This is a genomic window from Coriobacteriia bacterium (assembly GCA_013334745.1).
In the GTDB taxonomy this organism is placed as follows: domain Bacteria; phylum Actinomycetota; class Coriobacteriia; order Anaerosomatales; family JAAXUF01; genus JAAXWY01.
Window position 1 is genome coordinate 24,221 of the sequence record JAAXWY010000016.1, and the last position, 18,669, is coordinate 42,889.

The following is an 18,669-nucleotide window of genomic DNA, read 5'->3' on the forward strand; positions in this document are numbered from 1 at the left end:
GGCGGTTCCTCCTGGTCGATGCAGTGTCTGGGCGGTGCGGTGATAAGGCGTGTGCACGCCGGAATACTCGTTACTCGGCAGGCTTCTCGGCGGGCTTCTTGCGACCGCGCTTCTTGGGGGCGGCCTTGACGATGCTTGTAGCGCGGCGCTTGAGCAGTCCCTTGCCGTTCTCGGAGTCGAAGAGCATGCGCTCGGCGGCGGCGGTCTTCACTGCGTCGGATGCGCCGCCGGTCACGAGAATGATGATGCTGGTGAGCATCGCCGGGAACTCATCGTCGCCGTGGTAGCAGCGGATGGCGTCGTCGATGAGCGGCCATACGCGATCCGAGCGGTGTGACGTCGTCGCACCGTACGTGCACAGCAGCCTGAACGCCGCGAGTCTCACGACACCGGACTCCTCGTCGTGCAGCGCGGTCTCCGCACCGGCGAGCGCCTTGTCCACGAGACGCGCGTCGACGTCGACGAGCTTCTCGAAGGTGGAGAGCACCTCCCAGCGGGTCTGCGACTCAGGGCGGTGCAGCGCGTCGGTGAGCTCGGGAGCGTAGGGCTTGAGCAGCGAGGCGTTCGTCTCGGAGACGATGCGCACGACGCTTGCCGCCGCCTGCCGAGAACGACGGTCATCGCCCGCCAGGGAATCGACGACGAGCTTGAGGATCTTTGTGTCGGTCAGCGCCTTCTCCGCGACATCGGCGCGGTCGGCATCTGCTGAAAAGACGAACTTCTTCTCTGCCATGGATGAACTCCGTGGTCGTTGTGGGCGCGGTGCGTGCGCAACCGCGCGATTCTCGCCGGACGCGGCAAGAGCGCCGCGAGATTATACCAGACACGCTGCCCAAACGCCCGTCCACCGACCACTGCGTGTCGCCGTCGATTCCGGCCGATACACTGATGCGACCACTTCGACCACGCCGCACCGGCTGTACCACGGAGGATCACCATGCCCGTCGCAGGATGCCCCGGACAGGACGCCCGAGCCCTCACCGCCGAGGATGTCGCCTGCCCCGTCTGCGGTTACGCGGTCGAGTTCTTCTCCGATGAGCGCTCCCGCAAGTGCCAGTCGTGCGGCCAGAAGGTAATGCGCGACCGGGGCGACAACTGCGCCGACTGGTGCTCGGCGGCGGCAGACTGCGCGATCCTGCGCGGGATGAGGCCCGACAGCGAGTAGCGGACGCCAGCGTAGCGACGCTGTATGCAGCCGCGGGCCAACGCACGGCGCACCCGCCGCAGACGACGACCTACGCCCGCCCCACCTTCTGCACCTGCACCGACGTCACTTTGAGGTTGGGGATCTTCGCGCTCGGATCGAGCGTCGTGCCTGTGAGCAGGTTGGCCGGGGCATCGGCGAAGTGGAACGCCATGAACACGACGCCCGTCTTCGGTCCGCCCCGCTCGGCGACGCTCGCCTGAGCGGTCACCGTGCCGCGCTCGCCCACGACCTCGACCGCGTCACCGTCGCAGATGCCGCGGGCCGCTGCGTCCTGCCTGCTGATCTCGACGTAACCGCGGTCCTTGAGCCCACTCAGACCCGCGCTGCGCTTGGTCATCGTGTTGGTGTGGAAGTTCCACAGCTGGCGGCCGGTCGTCAGGATGAGCGGCCGCTCGGCACTGACGGTGTCGGTCGGCACCCGGTAGTCGACCGCCTTGAACTCGCCAAGGCCGCGCGTGAACCGCTCGGCGTGCAGGATCGGCGTGCCGGGATGGTCGTCGTCGGGGCAGGGCCAGCGCACTTCACCCTCGGCCTCGAGCCGCTTGTAGCTCACGCCACCGTACTGCGGCGTGAACGCCGACATCTCGATCATCACCTCGGACGGCGATGCGTACTCGTCGTCGATGCCGAGCAGATGCGAGAGCCGTACGATGATCTCGCCATCGGGCAACGCGTCGCCGGGCGAGTCGATGACCTTGCGCGCACGCTTGATGCGGCGGTCGGTGTTGGTGAAGGTGCCCTCCTTCTCGAGGAAGGACGCTGCAGGGAGCACCACGTCGGCAAGCGAGGCGGTCTCTGTCATGAAGATGTCCTGCACGACGAGGAAGTCGAGCGCCTCGAGTCCCTCGAGCACGTGGACCTGATCGGGGTCGGCGATGACGGGGTTCTCCCCCATCACGTACATCGCCTTGAGCGAGCCCGCATGTGCGGCGTCCATCATCTCGACGAGGGTCAGTCCCGGCTCGGCGGACAGCTCGGGCTCCATCTCCCACAGCTCACACGCGCGCAGCACCGAGTCGGTGGTGAGCGGCTGGTAGCCCGGCAGGCAGTTGGGGAGACATGCGAGGTCGCAGGCGCCCTGGACGTTGTTCTGGCCACGCAGCGGATTGACGCCGGTGCCTGGGCGGCCGATGTTGCCGGTCATCATCGCGAGGTTGGCGACCGCCCGGACCTGCTCGGTACCGCTCTCGTGCTGCGTGACGCCCATCGAGTAGACGATCGCCGAACGCTCAGCCGAGCCGTACGCGATCGCGACCTCGCGGATGTCGTCGACGCTGATGCCGGTGATCGTGGCGGCAGCGTCGATGTCGTAGTCGGCCACGAGCTCGCGCACCGCCTCGAAGCCTTCCGTGCGCTTCGCGATGAACTCCTCGTCGGCGAGTCCCTCATCGAGGATCACGCGCATCATCGCGTTGATGAGCGCGACGTTGGCGCCCGGCTCGACCGCCAGCCACTTCTCGGCGTGGCGCGCCAGCCGGATGCTGCGCGGATCGATCACGAACACGCGCGTCCCGTGCATCGCAGCGCGCTTGAGCTCGATGCCGATGATCGGATGCGCTTCTGTGGTGTTGGATCCGATGACGAGGATCACCTCGGCCTGACCGAGGTCGTCGATCGAGTTCGTCATCGCGCCACTCCCGAATGCTGCGGCCAGACCGGCCACCGTGGAGCTGTGTCAAAGACGGGCGCAGTGGTCGATGTTCTGCGTGCCGAGACCGGCGCGCATCAGTTTCTGGAAGAGGTAGTTCTCCTCGTTCGTGCACTTCGCCGAGGCAAGCCCTGCGACCGCATCGCCGCCATGCGCGTCTCGGATGCGCGAGAGCTCACCGGCCACGAGCGCGAGCGCCTCGTCCCAGGTCGCCTCGACGAGTTCGCCGTCGCGGCGGATGAGGGGCGTCGTGAGCCGGTCGGGGTGCTGCGCGAAGCTCCACCCGTAGCGGCCCTTGGCGCACAGGTTGCCGTGGTTGGGGCCGGCATCGAGCGGAGCGCGTGCGCCGATAACCTGGCCGTCGTTTGTCGCGAACTCGATGGTGCAGCCCACGCCGCAGTAACCACACGTCGTTCGGGTCCACTCGACTTCCCAGTGGCGCCCCTTAAACCTGCTGAGCCGATCGGTGAGCGCGCCGGTGGGACAGGTGGAGACGCACTGGCCGCAGAACTCGCAGCCCGCCTCGCGCATCGACATCCCGAACGCGGTGTTGGGCACCGACTCGAACCCGCGATTGGTGAAGCCCCAGACGTCGCAGCCCTGCACCTCGTGGCAGATGCGTACGCACCGGCCGCACGAGATGCACTTCGAAAGGTCGCGCGCGATGAGCGGGTTCTCGTCATCGCATCCGGACTCGTGGCGCTCGCCCTCGAAGCGCGCGGCCTCGATGCCGAGGTCGTAGGCGGCGTCCTGCAGGCCGCACTTGCCGTTCGACTCGCAGGTGAGGCACTCGATCTTGTGGTCCGAGAGCAGCAGCTCGACGATGGTCGAGCGGATGGAGTGCAGCGCGTCGGACTTCGTAGTGACGACCATGCCCTCCGACGCGGCCGTGGTGCACGACGTCGGGAAGCCGCGCATGCCCTCGATCTGGACGACGCACAGACGGCACGCCCCGAAGGGCTCGAGCCGCGGGTCGTGGCAGAGCGTGGGGATGTGGACGCCCGCTTCTCGGCAGGCCTCGAGCACGCTCGCGCCGTCACGCGCAGCGATGCTGCGACCGTCGACGGTCAGCGTGACCGTGGCTGTTGTGAGCGGCTCGGTCACTTGCCGCCCCGCCTGAGCACGCGCACTTCGCCCTCGACGAGCACGCAGTCGATGAGCTCCTTGGCGAACGCCGCGATGTCAGAGACCGACAGGATGCCGACCGGCTTGCCGTTCTCGACGACCGGCAGACGCCGCATCGCGAGTTCGCGCTGGAGGCGCACCGCTTGCGAGAGATCCATATCGGGCTCGAGCGGCACGAAGTCGGTGAACATGATCTCCGAGACGTGGACCGTCGTCGGATCCCCACCGTCGGCGACCACGGTGTGCGTGATCTGGCGGTCGGTCACGATCCCGACCATGTGGCCGTCCTTGGTGATAATCACCGAGCCGACCTGCTCGTCGCGCATTCGCTTGGCGACGGAGGCCACACTCGAATCGGACGGCATGTCGACGACACGCCGGGTCATGAGATCGGAAACCTTCATCTTTGCTCCCCTTTCGCGCGGGCCATGGGCGCGCTCACGCCTTGATGATGGCGTCGAACGGACACTTGGACTCGCAGATACCGCACTTGATGCACTTCTCGGAGTTGATGTTGTAGACACCCTTGATCTCGCCGGTGATGGCGTCGGCGGGGCAGTTCTTCTTGCACACGCCGCAGCCCTTGCAGGCCTCGGCGATAACGACGTAGTTGGAGAGCGCCGCGCACGCATGCGCCCGACACTTCTTCTCGGCGATGTGCTCCTCGTACTCCTCGCGGAAGTACTTGATCGTCGTGAGAACGGGGTTGGGAGCGGTCCCGCCCAGCTGGCACAGCGATGCGCTCTTGATCACGCTGCCGAGCTGCTCGAGCAGCTCGATGTCACGCTGCTCACCCTTACCCTCGGTGATGCGCGTGACGATCTCGAGCATGCGCTTCGTGCCGATACGGCACGGCACGCACTTGCCACACGACTCCTCCTGCGTGAACGCCAGGAAGTAGCGTGCGAGGTCGACCATGCAGGTGGTCTCGTCGACGACGACCATGCCGCCCGAGCCCACGACCGCACCCGCGGCCATCAGCGCGTCGTACTCCACGGGCGTGTCGAACATGCTTGCCGGGATGCAGCCGCCGGACGGGCCGCCGATCTGCACGGCCTTGGCCGGCTTCCCGCCGATACACCCGCCGCCGACGCCGTTGATGAGCTCGTCGAGCGACAGTCCGAACGGCACTTCGACCAGGCCGCTGTGCTTGACCTTGCCGGTGACCGCGAAGACCTTGGTGCCGCGCGACTTGCCGGTGCCGAACGCCGAGTACGCCTCGGCGCCGTGGCCCATGATCCACGCGACGTTGGCGAGCGTCTCGACGTTGTTTATGCACGTCGGCTTACCCCACAGGCCCGACGTCGTCGGGAACGGCGGGCGCGGCCTAGGCATGCCTCGACCACCTTCGACGGAGGTCATGAGCGCTGTCTCTTCACCGCAGACGAACGCGCCCGCTCCTTCGCGGATCTTGACCGTGAAGGCGAAGTCGGTACCCATCAGTCCCTCGCCGAGATACCCGGCCGCCGTCGCATCCGCGATCGCCTTGCGCAGGCGCTTGACCGCCAGCGGGTACTCGGCGCGGACGTAGACGTAGCCCTCGTCGGCCCCGATCGCGAAGCCGGCGATCGCCATGCCCTCGAGCACCGCGTGCGGGTCGCCCTCGAGCACGCTTCGGTCCATGAACGCACCGGGGTCGCCCTCATCGGCGTTGCAGATCATGTACTTCTTGGGGCCCTCGCTCGCACGGGCCAGCTGCCACTTCATGCCGGTGGGGAAACCCGCGCCTCCCCTGCCGCGTAGACCCGAATCGAGGATCTCCTTGATGACGCCTTCCGGCGTCGAGCGCTCGAGTGTGGCGCGCAACCCTTCGTAGGCGCCAGCTGCAAGCGCGCTGCCCAGGTCCTCGGGGTCGATGACGCCGCAGTTGCGCAGCACGATGCGGTGCTGACGCGAGTTGAAGGGCACATCGGCGTAGCGGACGATCGGCTCGCCGTCATCGCCGCGGTACAGCGCATCCTCGACCGGCCCGGTGCCCGCGATGAGCGCGGCCACGACTTCCTCGGCGACCTTGCCCTTCACGCTCGGGTAGAAGACGCCGTCGGGTGAGGTGACCACGACCGGGCCAAGCGCGCACAGGCCGTGGCAGCCGGTGCGGACCACGCGGAATCGATCCGCGGCGCCGGCCTGCTCGATCGCAGCGTCGAAGCGGTCCGCGATCTCGAGCGAGCCGTTGGCGACGCAGCCTGAGCCGGCGCAGACGCGAATCTCGGCAACGATGGTGTCGGTGGGCGTCGTCACGACTTCGCCTCGCGAAGCAGCTGCTTGGCGAGCTTGCGCGCCTTGCCCGAATCGAGCTGGCCGTTGGGGTGCTCGTCGACCACGACGACCGGAGCCAGACCGCAGCACCCGACACACGCCACCGCCTCGATGGTGAACTGCATGTCCTCCGACGTCGCGCCGACGTCGGTGTTGAGCTCATCGGCGATCGCGCGCATGACCTCGGGCGCACCCGCGACGTGACACGCCGTACCCGTGCAGATGCGCACGATGACCTTGCCGCGCGGCGCCATGTGGAACTGCGAGTAGAACGTCGCGACCCCGTACACCTCGGCGAACGGGGTGTCGCGGCGATGCGCGATGGCGGCGAGAACCGCCCGCGGCAGGTAGCCGTAGGCGTGCTGAGCCTCCTGAAGCACCGGTATGAGGGCGCCCGAATCAGCCTCATGGCGCGCGAGGATAGCGTCGAGTGCGGTCAGATCGACCGCCTCGGTGTCGCGCTCACATGTGCAGGCATCGTGCGTCACGAAAGGACCGGCTTCCTCACTGGTGGCGTACTAATCGAGGTACGAGTGGCAGTAGAGCGTCTCGTTTCGGAGCACCGCCATCGTCTTCTCGAGCGCCTCGTCGAGCTGCAAGTCGGCCGGAGCGGTGCGGGCCACCTTCATCTGCAGTTCGTCGTTGGGGTCCATGATGGCCGAACTCAGGCCTGCGGGGATGAGAATCGCGAGCAGTGCAGCGGCCATCGGGGACTTCACGTGCTCAGGGCACCCATTGTAGATATTCGAGAGGCCGACCGTGGTCTTGAGCGGCGGCTCGTTCAGGTGTCCGAACATCGCGATCGCCTCGGCGGCCTCGACGGCCTGCTGCTGAGCGACGCCCACGGGGAGCAGAAGCGGGTCGAGGTAGACGCGGTCAAGCGGTACGTCGAACTCCATCATCGCGGCCATGATCGTCATCGCCGCTTCAACGCGCTCGTTGGCGTCGCGCGACACGCCCTTCTCGGTCATGCACAAGCCGATGATCTCGGCCTCGTAGGTCTTGGCAAGCGGCAGGAACGTCTCGAGGCGAGCACGCTCGGCCGACGTCGAGTTGATGACCGGCTGCAGCTTGCAGACCTTCAGGCCGGCCTCCATCGCCTCGGGGTTCATCGTGTCGAGGCACAGGCGCGTCTCGGGCACGGCATTCTGTACGACGCCAACGACCCACTCCATCATCTCAGGGCCGCCCTTCGTGGCCGGACCGAGGTTGATGTCGAGGATGTCGGCGCCACCGTCGACCTGCAGGTGCGCCATGCGCTCGATCGGGGCGGCGTCGCGCTCCTTCATTGCCGGTCCGATCGTCTTGCTCATGATGTTGATCTTCTCTCCGATGACGAGCATGTGAGACTCCTTCTGGTCCTTACGCGCGGCCTGAACGGGCGATGAGCGAGGATGCGATGGTGCGCAGTGCCTCGGAGAATTCGGGGTCGGTACCGTACGGCGAGACGCCGTCGCGGTCTGCTCGGCGGACGGCATCGCTGTCGGGAAGCGTGCCGATGAGCTCGATCTCGCCGAGAACCTCGCGCAGATACGCGATGTCCTCGGGGCCACGGACGCGGTTGCCTACGGCGACGACATCGCGCACGCCGATGTCGCCGGCGAGCTGGCGGACGACGTGTGCGGTCTGCACGCTGCGCATGCCCGGCTCCACCACGACGATGAACACGTCGACGCCTTCCGCGGTACCGCGACCCAGGTGCTCGATGCCGGCTTCCATGTCGAGGATCGCGACGTCTTCTGAGTCGAGCAGCAGGTGGCGCATGAACGCCTTGAGGAACGTGCCCTCCGAGCACATGCACCCGCCACCACCCAGCTCGACGGTCCCGGTGCGAAGCAGCGTCACGCCGCCCACGTCGATGCCGCACTTCTCCACGATGTCGGAGACGTCCGGGTTCAGGATGAACATGCCGCCCTTGCCGGGAGCCGCGCCGGTGCGCTCGAGGATGAGTGCGTCTTGCTGCGAGAGCGGCACGCACGTGGCGGTCTGCTCAGGCGTGGCGCCGAGGGCGGCCGCGAGATTGGCGTCCGGATCCGCGTCGATCGCGACGACGCGTCGGCCCTCCTCGACCCACATACGCGCGAGGCTCGATGAGAGCGTGGTCTTGCCCACGCCTCCCTTGCCCGAGATCGCGATCTTCACTGTCCGACCTCCCCTATCCCGGCGGCGTCGAGAACCTTCGGCACGAGGTGCTCGGCTCCCACTGCCATGATGTGGACGCCATCGCATGCGTCACGCGTGTCACGGATGAAGCGTGCGGCGATCTCGATGCCGGTGGCTTCCGGCTCCTTCGATGCTTCGAGTTCGTTGATGAGCTCGGGCGGAACCGCGATGCCCGGGATGTTCTTGTTCATGAAGCGCGCCATCCTCGCCGAGCGGAGCACCACGATGCCGGCGAGCACTTTGGCGCCGCGACAACGAGCGTGCTCCATGAAGCGCAGAAAGCTGTCTTTGTCGTAGACCGCTTGCGTCTGGAAGTACTTCGCGCCGGCGCGCACCTTCTTGTCGAACTTGGCGAGCTGGGGCCGTATCGGGTTGGAGTCCGGCGTGACGACGGCGCCGGCGAAGATCTCGGGCGCGCCTTTGAGGTCGTTGCCCATCAGGTCGGTACCTGCGTTGAGCGCCGCGACCGCATCGAGGATCTGCACCGAGTCCAGATCGAACACCGGCTTGGCCTGCTTGTGGTCGCCCACGACCACGTGGTCGCCGGTGAGCGCGAGCACGGTCGTGACCCCGAACGATGCAGCGCCGAGCAGGTCGGACTGGATCGCAAGCCGATTGCGGTCGCGGCCCGTGACCTGCAGCACTGGCTCGAGCCCGGCCTGCTTGAGGTGGATGCACGCCGCGATCGTCGAGAGGCGCATGACCGCCGCCTGGTTATCGGTGACGTTGACCGCGTGCACGCGGCTCTTCATGTTCTCGGCGGCGTGCATCATCTCTGCGATATCGATGCCCTTGGGAGGCCCGACCTCGGAGGTGACGACGAACTCGCCGCGCTCGAACGCGTCTTTGAGGGTCACTTCGACCCCCCGCTGTCGGCGTTCATGTCCCACTCGCAGGTCATCGAGTTGACCGAGTTGTCCTTGGTGCTGCCGAGCCCGTCGAAGTCATCGCCTCGGCCCTGCTCGTCGAGGCGGTCGTAGATCTGCACCCACGCGCAGTCGCGGTCACCGAGCTCGCAGCGGCCGTCTTTCACGCCGCCGCACGGGCCGTTCATGATGCCCTTCGCGCACCGCGTCGTTGGGCAGATGCCCGCGGTCTCGCCGAGAACGCAGCTGCCGCACGCCGAGCATTCGGCCTGCCAGCTCGCATGCCCCTTCGCCGCGCCGATGAACAGCGTGTCGAGCGCCGGGTAGACCGGGACACTCTCGGTGTTAGCGAGGAACGCGACGCCGGCGCCGCACCCCAGCGAGAGCACCGCGTCGTAACCGCCGGCCTCGAGCTTGTCGACGAACTCGGGCTCGCACTGGCGTTGGATCATCGCGCCGGTGTACTCGGTCTGGCACGCCGAGCGCGACGCACCCAGGCGCAGCGTCTCGACGAGCGTCTCGACCTCGGTCTCCCCGCCCGCGAGCGACACGGCCGCGCAGGTGTTGCACCCCACGACGAGCACGCGAGCATGGCGCTCGACCATCGAGCGGATGTCTGCGATCGGCTTGAGTCGAAGGACGATCATCTGAGGTGCACATCCTCGTCTTCGGTGCGCTCGGCCGGCACGTAGAGCGACTTGCTCATCTCGAGCTGGCGCAGCTTGTCCTGTATGCGCTCGACGCGCTGGGCGACGAGCTTACGGGCGTGCGGGAAGCGGCAGTTGGACTCGACGCAGCCAACGAAGGCGATGCGGCTGGCACCCGACTGCAGCGCCTTGAGCGCGGTGGTCTCGGCGATACGCAGATGACAGGTGACGGTCAGCGTGCGCACGTCGTCGCCGGGGATATCGGGCAGGTTGGGCGTGCAGCCGCACGCGAAAGCGAGCGTCGTGTCGAGGCCCGGGTCGTTCATGAGGCGCTCGACGCGCAGCATCATCTCGGCGTCCGAGTGGCCCTCGAGGCTGATCGCCTGCGCGGGGCACTGCGATACGCATGCGCCGCACGCGTGGCAGGTCTCGGCGTCGAAGTAGAGGAAGCCGCCGATCTTGACGCCCGGCGCGTTGTGCGGACACACGCGCAAGCATGTGAGGCACGACGCGCACTTCTCGCGCGTCAGCCGAGCACCCGTGGTGCAACCAAGGCAGCGCTGCGCCTCTCGGGCGGCCTCATACTCGGTGTAGCCCATCTCGATCTCGTCGAACGTGTCGACGGCCTCGTAGAACTCGAGCTTCTCCATCTGCACGCGCCTGCGCGTCTCGAGCTTCGACATCATCGACTGCGGCACCGAACCCAGCACGCGGCTCTCCTCGTCGAGTGCGGCGAGCGGCCGCGCGTCGTTGGTGAGATCGCGCACGATGCACATCGCGACGCGGTGGCCCGCCGAGATCGCATCGACGACCCGGCTCGGACCGGTCACGACGTCTCCGGCGGCGTACACGCCCGAGAGGTTCGTCGCGCAGCTCTCGGCGTCGGCGATGATGCCACCGCGCGGCGAGAGCTCGACGCCGATATCGCGGACGTCGGCGAACTGGCCGGTGGCGAAGATCACCGTGTCGGCATCGAATCGCTTGATGTCGGCGTCGTCGAAGACCGGGCTGAAGCGCTTCTCGGCATCGAACACCGAGACGCATCGCTTCACATCCAGACCGCAGACGCCGTCCTCGTGCAAGGCGACCTCGACAGGACCCCACGAGCAGTGCAGCGAGATGCCTTCCTGGCGCGCCTCGTGCACCTCCTCCTCGGAAGCGGGCATCTCGGCCTCGCTCTCGAGGCAGCTCACGTCGACGTGCTTGGCCCCGAGCCGCCGAGCGGTGCGCGCGACGTCCATCGCGACGTTGCCGCCGCCCACCACGACCACGCGCTCGCCGATCTCGGGCTTCTCGCCGTTGGCGGCCGCCTCCAGAAACGGCAGCGCCGAGAGCACGCGTGGCTGATCTGCGCCGGGGATCGGCAGCGGGCGGCTACCCTGAAGCCCCGCCGACAGGACCACGGCGGTGTGCTTGGCGCGCAGTTCGTCGAGCGTGATGTCGGTCCCGACTTTGACGCCGGTCTCGACTGTCACGCCGTGCGCGAGGATGTAGTTGATGTCCTTGTCCAGCGCGTTGTCCGGCAGGCGGTAGTTGGGGATGCCGTAACGAAGCATCCCGCCGAGCCGGTCCTTGGCCTCATAGATGGTGACTTGGAAGCCCCGCTGCGCGAGATCGAACGCGGCGGTAAGCCCTGCAGGGCCGCTGCCGACGATGGCGATGCTCTCCGGACGCGGCCGATCGGGACGAGCTGCCGGGTACGAGCCGAAATCGGCGGCCGCGCGCTTGAGCGACGCGATCGCCAGCGGGTCGTCGACGTTGCAGCGTCGACAGCCGTCCTCGCACGGGCGCACGCAGATGCGACCGCACACACTGGGAAGCGGGTTGCGATCGAGCACGATCTGGAGCGCCTCGGTATAGCGGCCCTCGGCGATCATCGTGAGATAGCCGGGCACGTCGATATGTATGGGGCACTTCGAACGGCAGGGCGGAAAGAGCCGGAGGGGCTCCGGGCCGATGTCGAAGTACTCGCTTGCGGGCAGGGGGCTCATGGCCGCTGTTCCGTCGTCGTTCGTCTAGCCGGCTCGGCGCTTGAGGAACGCGGGGATATCGGCGGCCTCGTACGGTCCGACCGTCACGCTCCAGCCGTCGAGCTCCTCGAGCAGCTCGCCGCTGATCTGCGCGACGGCGCCGGGGATGATGACCTCGCGATGCGAGATCTGCTCGGTGATGCCGGACTCCTTGATGAACTTCGCGATGCGCTCGGGCACGAACTTACCCGCTGCCCATGCCGTCAGCACCGACAGGCCCTCGGACTCCACGATGCCGAGATACGCGGGCATCTTCCCACCCTCGATCTCGCCGGCGACGATGAAGTACGTGAGCGAGAAGTTGGTGGTGATGAAGAACGGCGCGTCGGGACCGGGGTTGTTGATCGCGTAGATCTTGGCCTCGGCCTGCATGGGACGCTGCGGATCGGTGTAGATGTTCTGGCGCAGCACGAGCAGCGGGAGCATCCGCCACGGCTCGGCGCCCGAGAGCACGATGATGCTGCCGTACTTGTCCAGATCGACCGCTGCGTACGTGACCTCGAGCAGATCGTCCCCACCCGCGAACACACCCGGGAAGGTGATGACCGGGTAGCCCAGGGCGGCGAACTTCTTGTTGAGGGCGGAGCGGCGAGCGAAGACGTGGTCGCGAAGCGCCTCGGCGGGTGTCGCCGGAGCCGAGTCGATGACGATGTCGGTCAGGCCGGCTGCCGTGGCCTTCTCGGTGAGCGCCGAGACGGCGGCCAGACCGCTGGCGCGCACCACGACGGGGCACGCGTGCGTCTTGGCGAGCGCGAACATCACGTCGGCGTTGGCCTCGGTCGCAGCGCAGATGAGCGGCTTGCTCGCCGCGATCGGAGCGATGACCGCCTCGATCTCGGCCGGGTCCTCGGACATGAGCACGAGCGGGAGCTTGGTGGCCCCGGCCACGCGAGCGACCACAGCCGCGTAACGCGCGGCGTCGCCGTTGGAGAGCACCGCGACGAAGCCGCAGCGCAACTGCTGCTGGACGCGCTCGAAGTCGGCGGCGTTCGCGGCGGCGACGGTCGCGTCGATCGCGGCATCATCGGCACCCGCATCCACGCTCACGCCGATCGCGCACGGGTGCACGAACGTCTTGTCGTGGCGGAAGAGCACCGTCTCCTCGCCCACGGTGAAGGCGGTGTCGCCCACGCCCACCGTGACCGCGCGCATCGGCGGCGCGGAGGCCTCGGACAGCGCGGCTTTCGCCTCGTCCGAGACGTGGGGGCACGAGGCGAGCTCCGCCTGACCCTGCGCGAGCTTCATCGCGAACGCGAGACACGTGGGGACGCCACAGTCACCGCAGTTCGTCTTGGGCAGACTCTTGAAGATCTCGATTCCGGAAAGGCCCATCGGGGAACTCCTTCGTATCGTCAGCGACTGGTCGGCGCTTCTCTAGAACATCGGGTCCATCGTGAGAGCGGGATGCCCCACGGTGGTCAGGAACTCGAGCACGGCGTCCTCGGAGTCACCGACGGCCTCATCGGCGATCTTGTCGAGAAAGTCGGGGTCGCCCATCTCCTCCATGCGGGGCGTCAGTGACGCGCGCATGGCCTCCTTGAGCTCCTTGGGCATCCACACGATGCGGGCAAGGCCGCCCTCGGCCGACATGAACTTCTTGGACGCGATGTAGCCGCGGCCGATGCCCATGAACCCGGGCGCCTGCACGCCGCCGCCGACCATGCCCGCGAGCGTGGAGAACTTCATGCCCGAGGGGGTCATTCCGGGGAACTCCCGGTTGACGATCATGACGCCGTTGCACATGGGCATGAGCGCGATGATCGCCATGAAACAGCCGCAGCTCGTCATCGGGTTGTCCATGAGTGAGTAGCACGTCATGCGCTCGACGGCCCCGCCGGACTTCTCCTTGATGAACGCGTTGACGCCCTCCCACTCACCGGTGAGCGTCGAGACGACGGCGCCCTTCTCGATGGGCTGGTTGGGGCCGGTCGGGTTGAGCTGATTGGACGCCTTGGCGTCGAGCCAGTTGTACGCACCACACAGTCCGAGACGCTCGGGCGTGACCACGCACACGTGGCTCGGTGCGAAGCTTTGGCACAGCGAACACGAGTAGAAGACGTCGACCGTGTCATCGGTGAGCTGCGCCATGCGCGCGTCGCGCGTGTCGTAGGACTCCTGCGCGATGGCGAGCATCTCGTCGACCTTGTCCTGCTCGGTGTAGATGGTGACTTGGACCTTGTCGACGATCGCCTCGAACTCGTCGAGGATCTTGGCGCGCAGGATGTCGCCGAGGTGATGGAACTTGAAGCCCTTCTCCTTGGCCGTCTTGCTCACGCGGATCCAGATGAGGTTGCGCTGGCCCATGTGCAGGACGCCCTCTGCGAAGTTCATGAGGTGGTGGAACTGGCGCTCGACGACCGGCTCGAAGTCGGCCTGCATCTTGCGCCCGGCGATGTCGACGACGATCGCGAGCGGAACGCGCGACCCCTCCTCGAGCTCGTCGAGCTCGGGACCGACGACCTCGATCTTGCCGTCGACCACGTCGGCTGCATCACGGGTGCGCACGAACTCGAACGCCGTGGTGCGCTGTCCGCCGGCCTCGACGTAGGTGTCCTCCTTGCGAACGCGCTCGCCCTCGAACGCGGGACCGTACGGCACGGGGATCGGCAGGTCGACGACCTTGATCTTCAGGCCGCGAACCTCGATGGCCTTCTGCACCAGGTCGTCGCAGCTGATGTTGCTGACCACGTGCTCGTAAGTGCACACACCGGTGGGAAGAATCTGCGGGATGTCAGAGGTCGAGATTGTCGGGAAGCCGTAGCTGATCGCGCCGGCCGCCGTGGCGTACCACTCGTCGGTGACCTCGCCCATCGCGAGCACGAACGCGAAGATGCGGTTCTTGTTGTAGGCCAGGATGCGCTCGTAATCGCCCGGCTGCACGCCGCCGAACGCCATCGCGGCGCGTGTCGCGAAGCCGAGCGAGTAGATCTGGCTGTAGACCTCGTCGCCGAAGGGCACCAGGCGCGTGTCCCACCCAAGCTGCACGCCCTCGGACTCGAGCTGCTGCGCGAACGAGGTGCCGTTCTCCGAGCCCGCCATGAAGACATAGAGCATCTTCTCCTGCATCTCGCGGGCGAGCTTGACGGCCGTCTTGCTGTCGGGCGCCGCACCGACGACCGCAGCGAAACCTGGTGCCGAGCCGTCGACGAACTCGACGCCGCGGGCGCGCATGATGACGTCGTCAGCGGCGCCAAGCCACAGGTCCGTCACGGGTGTCGGATCGTTGTCGAGGTAGGTGAGCGCCTCGTGGCACTCCTCGGAGAGCAGCGTGGCGATACCGGCGTCGAGCGTGGTGCCGAGGTAGGGCAGCCACAGGTTCTCCGACGGCGCCTCGGGGAGCAGGTCCTTGGCGTACGCGAGCACGCGGTCCATGTCCGAGAGCTTCTCGACCTTCTCGCCTGTCAGGCCGTAGATGACCGGCAGGTAGTAGCCGGTGTTGGGGAGCTCGATCGCGGCATCGGCGCCGAAGCTCTCCTTGGCCCGATCGAGCTTGGCCTCGGTCTTGGCGAAGATGTTGTGTGCGCCGCGGATCGCCGCGGAAGCGATGATCTTAGACACTGAGTTCCCTCCTCATGTCCATGTCGAACAGCACGCGCTCTGCGGGAACGTCGATCTTGAGCGCCGCGCGTGCCCCGTCGATGAGGTCGAGTGTGGCCGTGACCATGTCCTGCGGCTCGGCGATGAAGCGCAAGCTGCCGCCGTAGCGCTCGGTCCAGCCCGAGATCATGTACTCGGTGACCTCGGGGCTGTTGGCGGTCGGTGAGCCGACACCGCCGAAGATGACGTGGACGCCACTGCCGACCGCGTAGGTCGCGATCTCGAGCGCCTTCTCGGAGAACCACTCGGGCGAGAGCGCGACGGCGGGCAGGCCCGCGATGTCGTCGCCCAAACCGCCGGTGGCCGCCACGTCGGCGAGCACCGTGAGGATGCGGGAGTTGTCCACGCAGCTGCCCATGTGGAGCACCGGCGGGATGCCGATCGTCTCGCAGACCTCGGCGAGCGTCTCGCCGGCGAACGCCATCGTCTCGGGGGTGAGCAGGCCGTGCTTGCCACTCGTGATGGCGGCGCAGCCGGTGACGACCACGAGCACGTTGTTGGCGATGAGCTCGCGCACCGTGTTGACGACAGCGTAGTCCTGCTGGGCCCGAGGGCTCGAGCAGCCGACGATCGCGGCCACGCCACGGATGCGGCCGTTGACGATGTTCTCGTTGAGCGGGGTGAGAGAGGCGCGCATCTTGCCGCCGAGCATGTAGCGGATGTACTCGTGGCTGAAGCCGGCGACGAGCGGCTCGGAGACGTCGGGGATGTGGACGTCGCCGCGGTTGGGGTAGTTCTCGATGGCCTGCTTCACGATCGCCCGAGCGGCCTCACGCGGATTGTGCTCGTCGACGATGATCTGCTCGGAGTCGCCGATGCAGGCCTTCGGGCTCGAGGAGACGAGCTTCGTGTGGAAGTGCGAGGCGACCTCGGTCAGCCCCTGGAAGATGCACTGCACGTCGACGACCATCGTCTCGACGGCGCCGGTGAGCACCGCGAGCTCCTGATGGAGCATGTTGCCCGCGGGCGGCACGCCCTTGCGCATGAGCGATTCGTTGGCGGTGCAGCAGATGCCGGCGACGTTGATGCCCTTGGCGCCGACGGTCTCGGCGAGCGCGATCATCTCGGGCTCGCGCGTGGCGTCGATGATCATGGACGCGAGCAGCGGCTCGTGACCGTGGATGAGGATGTTGACCTTGTCTGCCGAGAGCACGCCGAGGTTCGCCTGGCTGCGGACCGGCTGCGGCGTGCCGTAGAGCACGTCCTGTAGGTCGGTGGCGAGCATCGAGCCGCCCCAACCGCTGGCCAGCGCGCACTTGATCGCGCCGTCGAGCAGCGACTTGTAGTTCTGATCGGTGCCCGCGTGCGTGCGGTGCATCGCCTCGACGATCTCGCGGTCGATGCCGCGCGGCACGACGTCGAGCTCGCGCCACAGCTTCTGGCGCTTCTCGGGAGCGCGGCTCACGCCGATGAGCTCGCCGGTCTGCTGTCCGAACTGCGCGAGCGCGCATTCGGACACCGCCAGCGCGAGCTCGTTGACGTCCTTGCCGGCGGCCTCGATGCCCATGTAACCCGCGACCTTCGCGAGCTTCACCGGGTCGGAGATGGTGCCGCCCTCGATCTCGCCGCTCGCAATGGCGTGCAGTGCGAGCGCGACGTCGCGGCCGTGATCGGAGTGCGCGGCCGTGCCTGCCGCGACCTGACGTGTGAAGTTGCGCGCCGCGACCGTGGGCCGGTCGGCGCCACACACGCCGCGGTCGTGCTTGCCGATGAGCCGACAGGGGCCCATCGCGCACAGCTTGCAGCAGGCGCCGTTCGCGCCGGTGGAGCACGGGGTGATGGTGCGGGAGCGCGAGAACACCGTCTCGATACCGGCGTCCTCCGCGATCTTGAGCATCTCGGAGGCGGTCGGGTCGATGGAGTAGTCGGTGAAGTCCGTTGGCCCCGCCTTGGTCACGTCGGTCATCGGAAACCTCCTTGGTCTGCCACGGTCGCGGGCTTCATCACGACGCCGACAGACCGGCGACGGCTTTGCGGACGGTCTCGACGGCCGCGGGGTGCCGCATCACGAGGATGTCGGCGCCCGCAACGGCGAGGGTGATGGCGGTGACCGACTCCCAGAGCACGCCGCGCTTGTCGGCGTCGCCCCAGCCGGGCTCCTCTTCCTCGGTCGCGCGCGCCTCCTTGCTGCGCCACGCCTCCTTGCCGAGGTTGCAGATCATCGGCATCTGCGTCATGTCGTCGTTCTGGTTCAGCGCGGCCAGACGCAACCGCTCCATGACCGTGTAGGCGTACTCGGCGCCGTAGCCGACCGCGCCGACCGACGGGTCGATGAGGATGCGGTCGGCGGGCAGGCCGAGCTGTGTCATCAGGATGTTGAGCTGCTTGGCCATGTTCACGTCGATCGGCGTCTCGGCGATGACCGAGTGGCCGTAGCCCATGGCCGCCGCCGTGATCGGCTTGTAGTTGTCCTCTGTCGCCGAGCCGATCGCCAGACGCGTCGTCGTGACCGTCTCGGCGACCTTCTTGAGCACCTCGGCGTCCTTCTCGGCGTTGCCGCTGCCGTACACGAGCACCGGCACGTCGACAGCTGCCACGACGGCCGCGACCGTCTCGGCGGCCTCCTCGGGCGTGCGGTTCGCGCCGTTGGGATCGGTGCCTGCAAGCTGGACGCACACCATGTCGGCGCCATAGCGGTCGACGTTGGCCTTGGCCCACGCCACCGGATCGCCGATGAGGTCGCCGAGCGCGTCGGTGAGCGCCGTCGCCCAGCCATCGGGAACGACGTCGAAGACCTCCATCGCGATGGTCGGCGGATGCGGCAGCTCGCCGTCAAACGCGTAGAACGGCAGCGCCGCGGCTCCGCCTACGGTCACGGCGCCGGCGCCGGTTCCGAGCGTGGCCTCACGGATGCGTCCGGAAGGCTTCTCGGTGGGATCCTGGTACGGCATGGTGGCTCCTCTCCTACTTCAGGCCCGCGGCGCGCGCCGCGGCGATGAGCGTGTTCTCGAGCAGCATGGCGATGGTCATCGGTCCGACCCCGCCGGGAACGGGCGTGATCGCCGAGGCGACCTCGCTCGCGGAAGCGAACTCCACGTCTCCGACCAAACCCGCGTCGGTACGGTTGATGCCCACATCGATGACGACCGCACCCGGCTTGAGCCAGTCGCCCTTGACCATCTCGGGC

16 protein-coding genes are annotated in these 18,669 nt (G+C 67.4%); 1 reads left to right on the top strand and 15 read right to left on the bottom strand.

Annotation, left to right across the window (positions count from 1 at the left end):
• Positions 1-70 precede the first annotated feature (70 nt).
• Positions 71-733, bottom strand: a complete 663-nt coding sequence (locus HGB10_05840; protein ID NTU71321.1) for a hypothetical protein — start codon at positions 731-733, stop codon at positions 71-73.
• 204 nt (positions 734-937) lie between these two features.
• Between HGB10_05840 and HGB10_05845 the strand changes: the two genes are divergently transcribed.
• On the top strand, positions 938-1,165 hold the full coding sequence (locus HGB10_05845) for a phosphohydrolase (protein ID NTU71322.1): 228 nt from the start codon (positions 938-940) through the stop codon (positions 1,163-1,165).
• A 70-nt stretch (positions 1,166-1,235) separates the two neighbouring features.
• On the opposite strand, the gene fdhF is transcribed toward HGB10_05845, so the two are convergent.
• The 14 genes from fdhF to HGB10_05915 form a co-directional block, all read right to left on the bottom strand.
• On the bottom strand, positions 1,236-3,959 hold the full coding sequence (gene fdhF, locus HGB10_05850) for a formate dehydrogenase subunit alpha (protein NTU71323.1): 2,724 nt from the start codon (positions 3,957-3,959) through the stop codon (positions 1,236-1,238).
• Positions 3,956-4,384 carry a CBS domain-containing protein gene (locus tag HGB10_05855; protein NTU71324.1) on the bottom strand — a complete coding sequence of 143 codons (429 nt, stop codon included), beginning with the start codon at positions 4,382-4,384 and terminating at the stop codon, positions 3,956-3,958. The genes fdhF and HGB10_05855 overlap by 4 nt, the downstream gene beginning before the upstream one ends.
• Positions 4,385-4,418: 34 nt before the next feature.
• Positions 4,419-6,221, bottom strand: coding sequence for a 4Fe-4S binding protein (locus HGB10_05860; GenBank protein NTU71325.1), 1,803 nt, complete (start codon positions 6,219-6,221; stop codon positions 4,419-4,421).
• Positions 6,218-6,727: an NAD(P)H-dependent oxidoreductase subunit E gene (locus HGB10_05865; protein NTU71326.1), complete on the bottom strand. Its 510-nt coding sequence runs from the start codon at positions 6,725-6,727 to the stop codon at positions 6,218-6,220. Before HGB10_05865 ends, HGB10_05860 begins: the two co-directional genes overlap by 4 nt.
• A 30-nt stretch (positions 6,728-6,757) precedes the next feature.
• Positions 6,758-7,582 carry a dihydropteroate synthase gene (locus tag HGB10_05870; GenBank protein NTU71327.1) on the bottom strand — a complete coding sequence of 275 codons (825 nt, stop codon included), beginning with the start codon at positions 7,580-7,582 and terminating at the stop codon, positions 6,758-6,760.
• A gap of 19 nt (positions 7,583-7,601) precedes the next feature.
• Complete coding sequence (locus HGB10_05875; GenBank protein NTU71328.1) at positions 7,602-8,468, bottom strand: AAA family ATPase; 867 nt, start codon at positions 8,466-8,468, stop codon at positions 7,602-7,604.
• On the bottom strand, positions 8,378-9,259 hold the full coding sequence (locus HGB10_05880) for a 5,10-methylenetetrahydrofolate reductase (GenBank protein ID NTU71329.1): 882 nt from the start codon (positions 9,257-9,259) through the stop codon (positions 8,378-8,380). The genes HGB10_05875 and HGB10_05880 overlap by 91 nt, the downstream gene beginning before the upstream one ends.
• The gene (locus tag HGB10_05885) at positions 9,256-9,915 is read right to left on the bottom strand and encodes a hypothetical protein (GenBank protein ID NTU71330.1); all 660 of its coding nucleotides are present in this window, start codon (positions 9,913-9,915) and stop codon (positions 9,256-9,258) included. The genes HGB10_05880 and HGB10_05885 overlap by 4 nt, the downstream gene beginning before the upstream one ends.
• A complete protein-coding gene (locus HGB10_05890; GenBank protein ID NTU71331.1) occupies positions 9,912-11,906 on the bottom strand; it encodes an FAD-dependent oxidoreductase in 1,995 nt (664 codons plus the stop codon). Before HGB10_05890 ends, HGB10_05885 begins: the two co-directional genes overlap by 4 nt.
• Before the next feature lie 24 nt (positions 11,907-11,930).
• Positions 11,931-13,277, bottom strand: coding sequence for an acetyl-CoA decarbonylase/synthase complex subunit gamma (locus HGB10_05895; GenBank protein ID NTU71332.1), 1,347 nt, complete (start codon positions 13,275-13,277; stop codon positions 11,931-11,933).
• 42 nt (positions 13,278-13,319) lie between these two features.
• Positions 13,320-15,503 (bottom strand): CO dehydrogenase/CO-methylating acetyl-CoA synthase complex subunit beta, encoded by a 2,184-nt coding sequence (gene cdhC / locus HGB10_05900; protein ID NTU71333.1) that lies wholly within the window; start codon positions 15,501-15,503, stop codon positions 13,320-13,322.
• Positions 15,496-17,448: an anaerobic carbon-monoxide dehydrogenase catalytic subunit gene (cooS, locus tag HGB10_05905; GenBank protein NTU71334.1), complete on the bottom strand. Its 1,953-nt coding sequence runs from the start codon at positions 17,446-17,448 to the stop codon at positions 15,496-15,498. Before cooS ends, cdhC begins: the two co-directional genes overlap by 8 nt.
• Positions 17,449-17,485: 37 nt before the next feature.
• The gene (locus tag HGB10_05910; protein ID NTU71335.1) at positions 17,486-18,433 is read right to left on the bottom strand and encodes an acetyl-CoA decarbonylase/synthase complex subunit delta; all 948 of its coding nucleotides are present in this window, start codon (positions 18,431-18,433) and stop codon (positions 17,486-17,488) included.
• Positions 18,434-18,446: 13 nt separating this feature from the next.
• A partial coding sequence (locus HGB10_05915; GenBank protein ID NTU71336.1) for a bifunctional methylenetetrahydrofolate dehydrogenase/methenyltetrahydrofolate cyclohydrolase occupies positions 18,447-18,669 on the bottom strand: 223 nt, incomplete at its 5' end.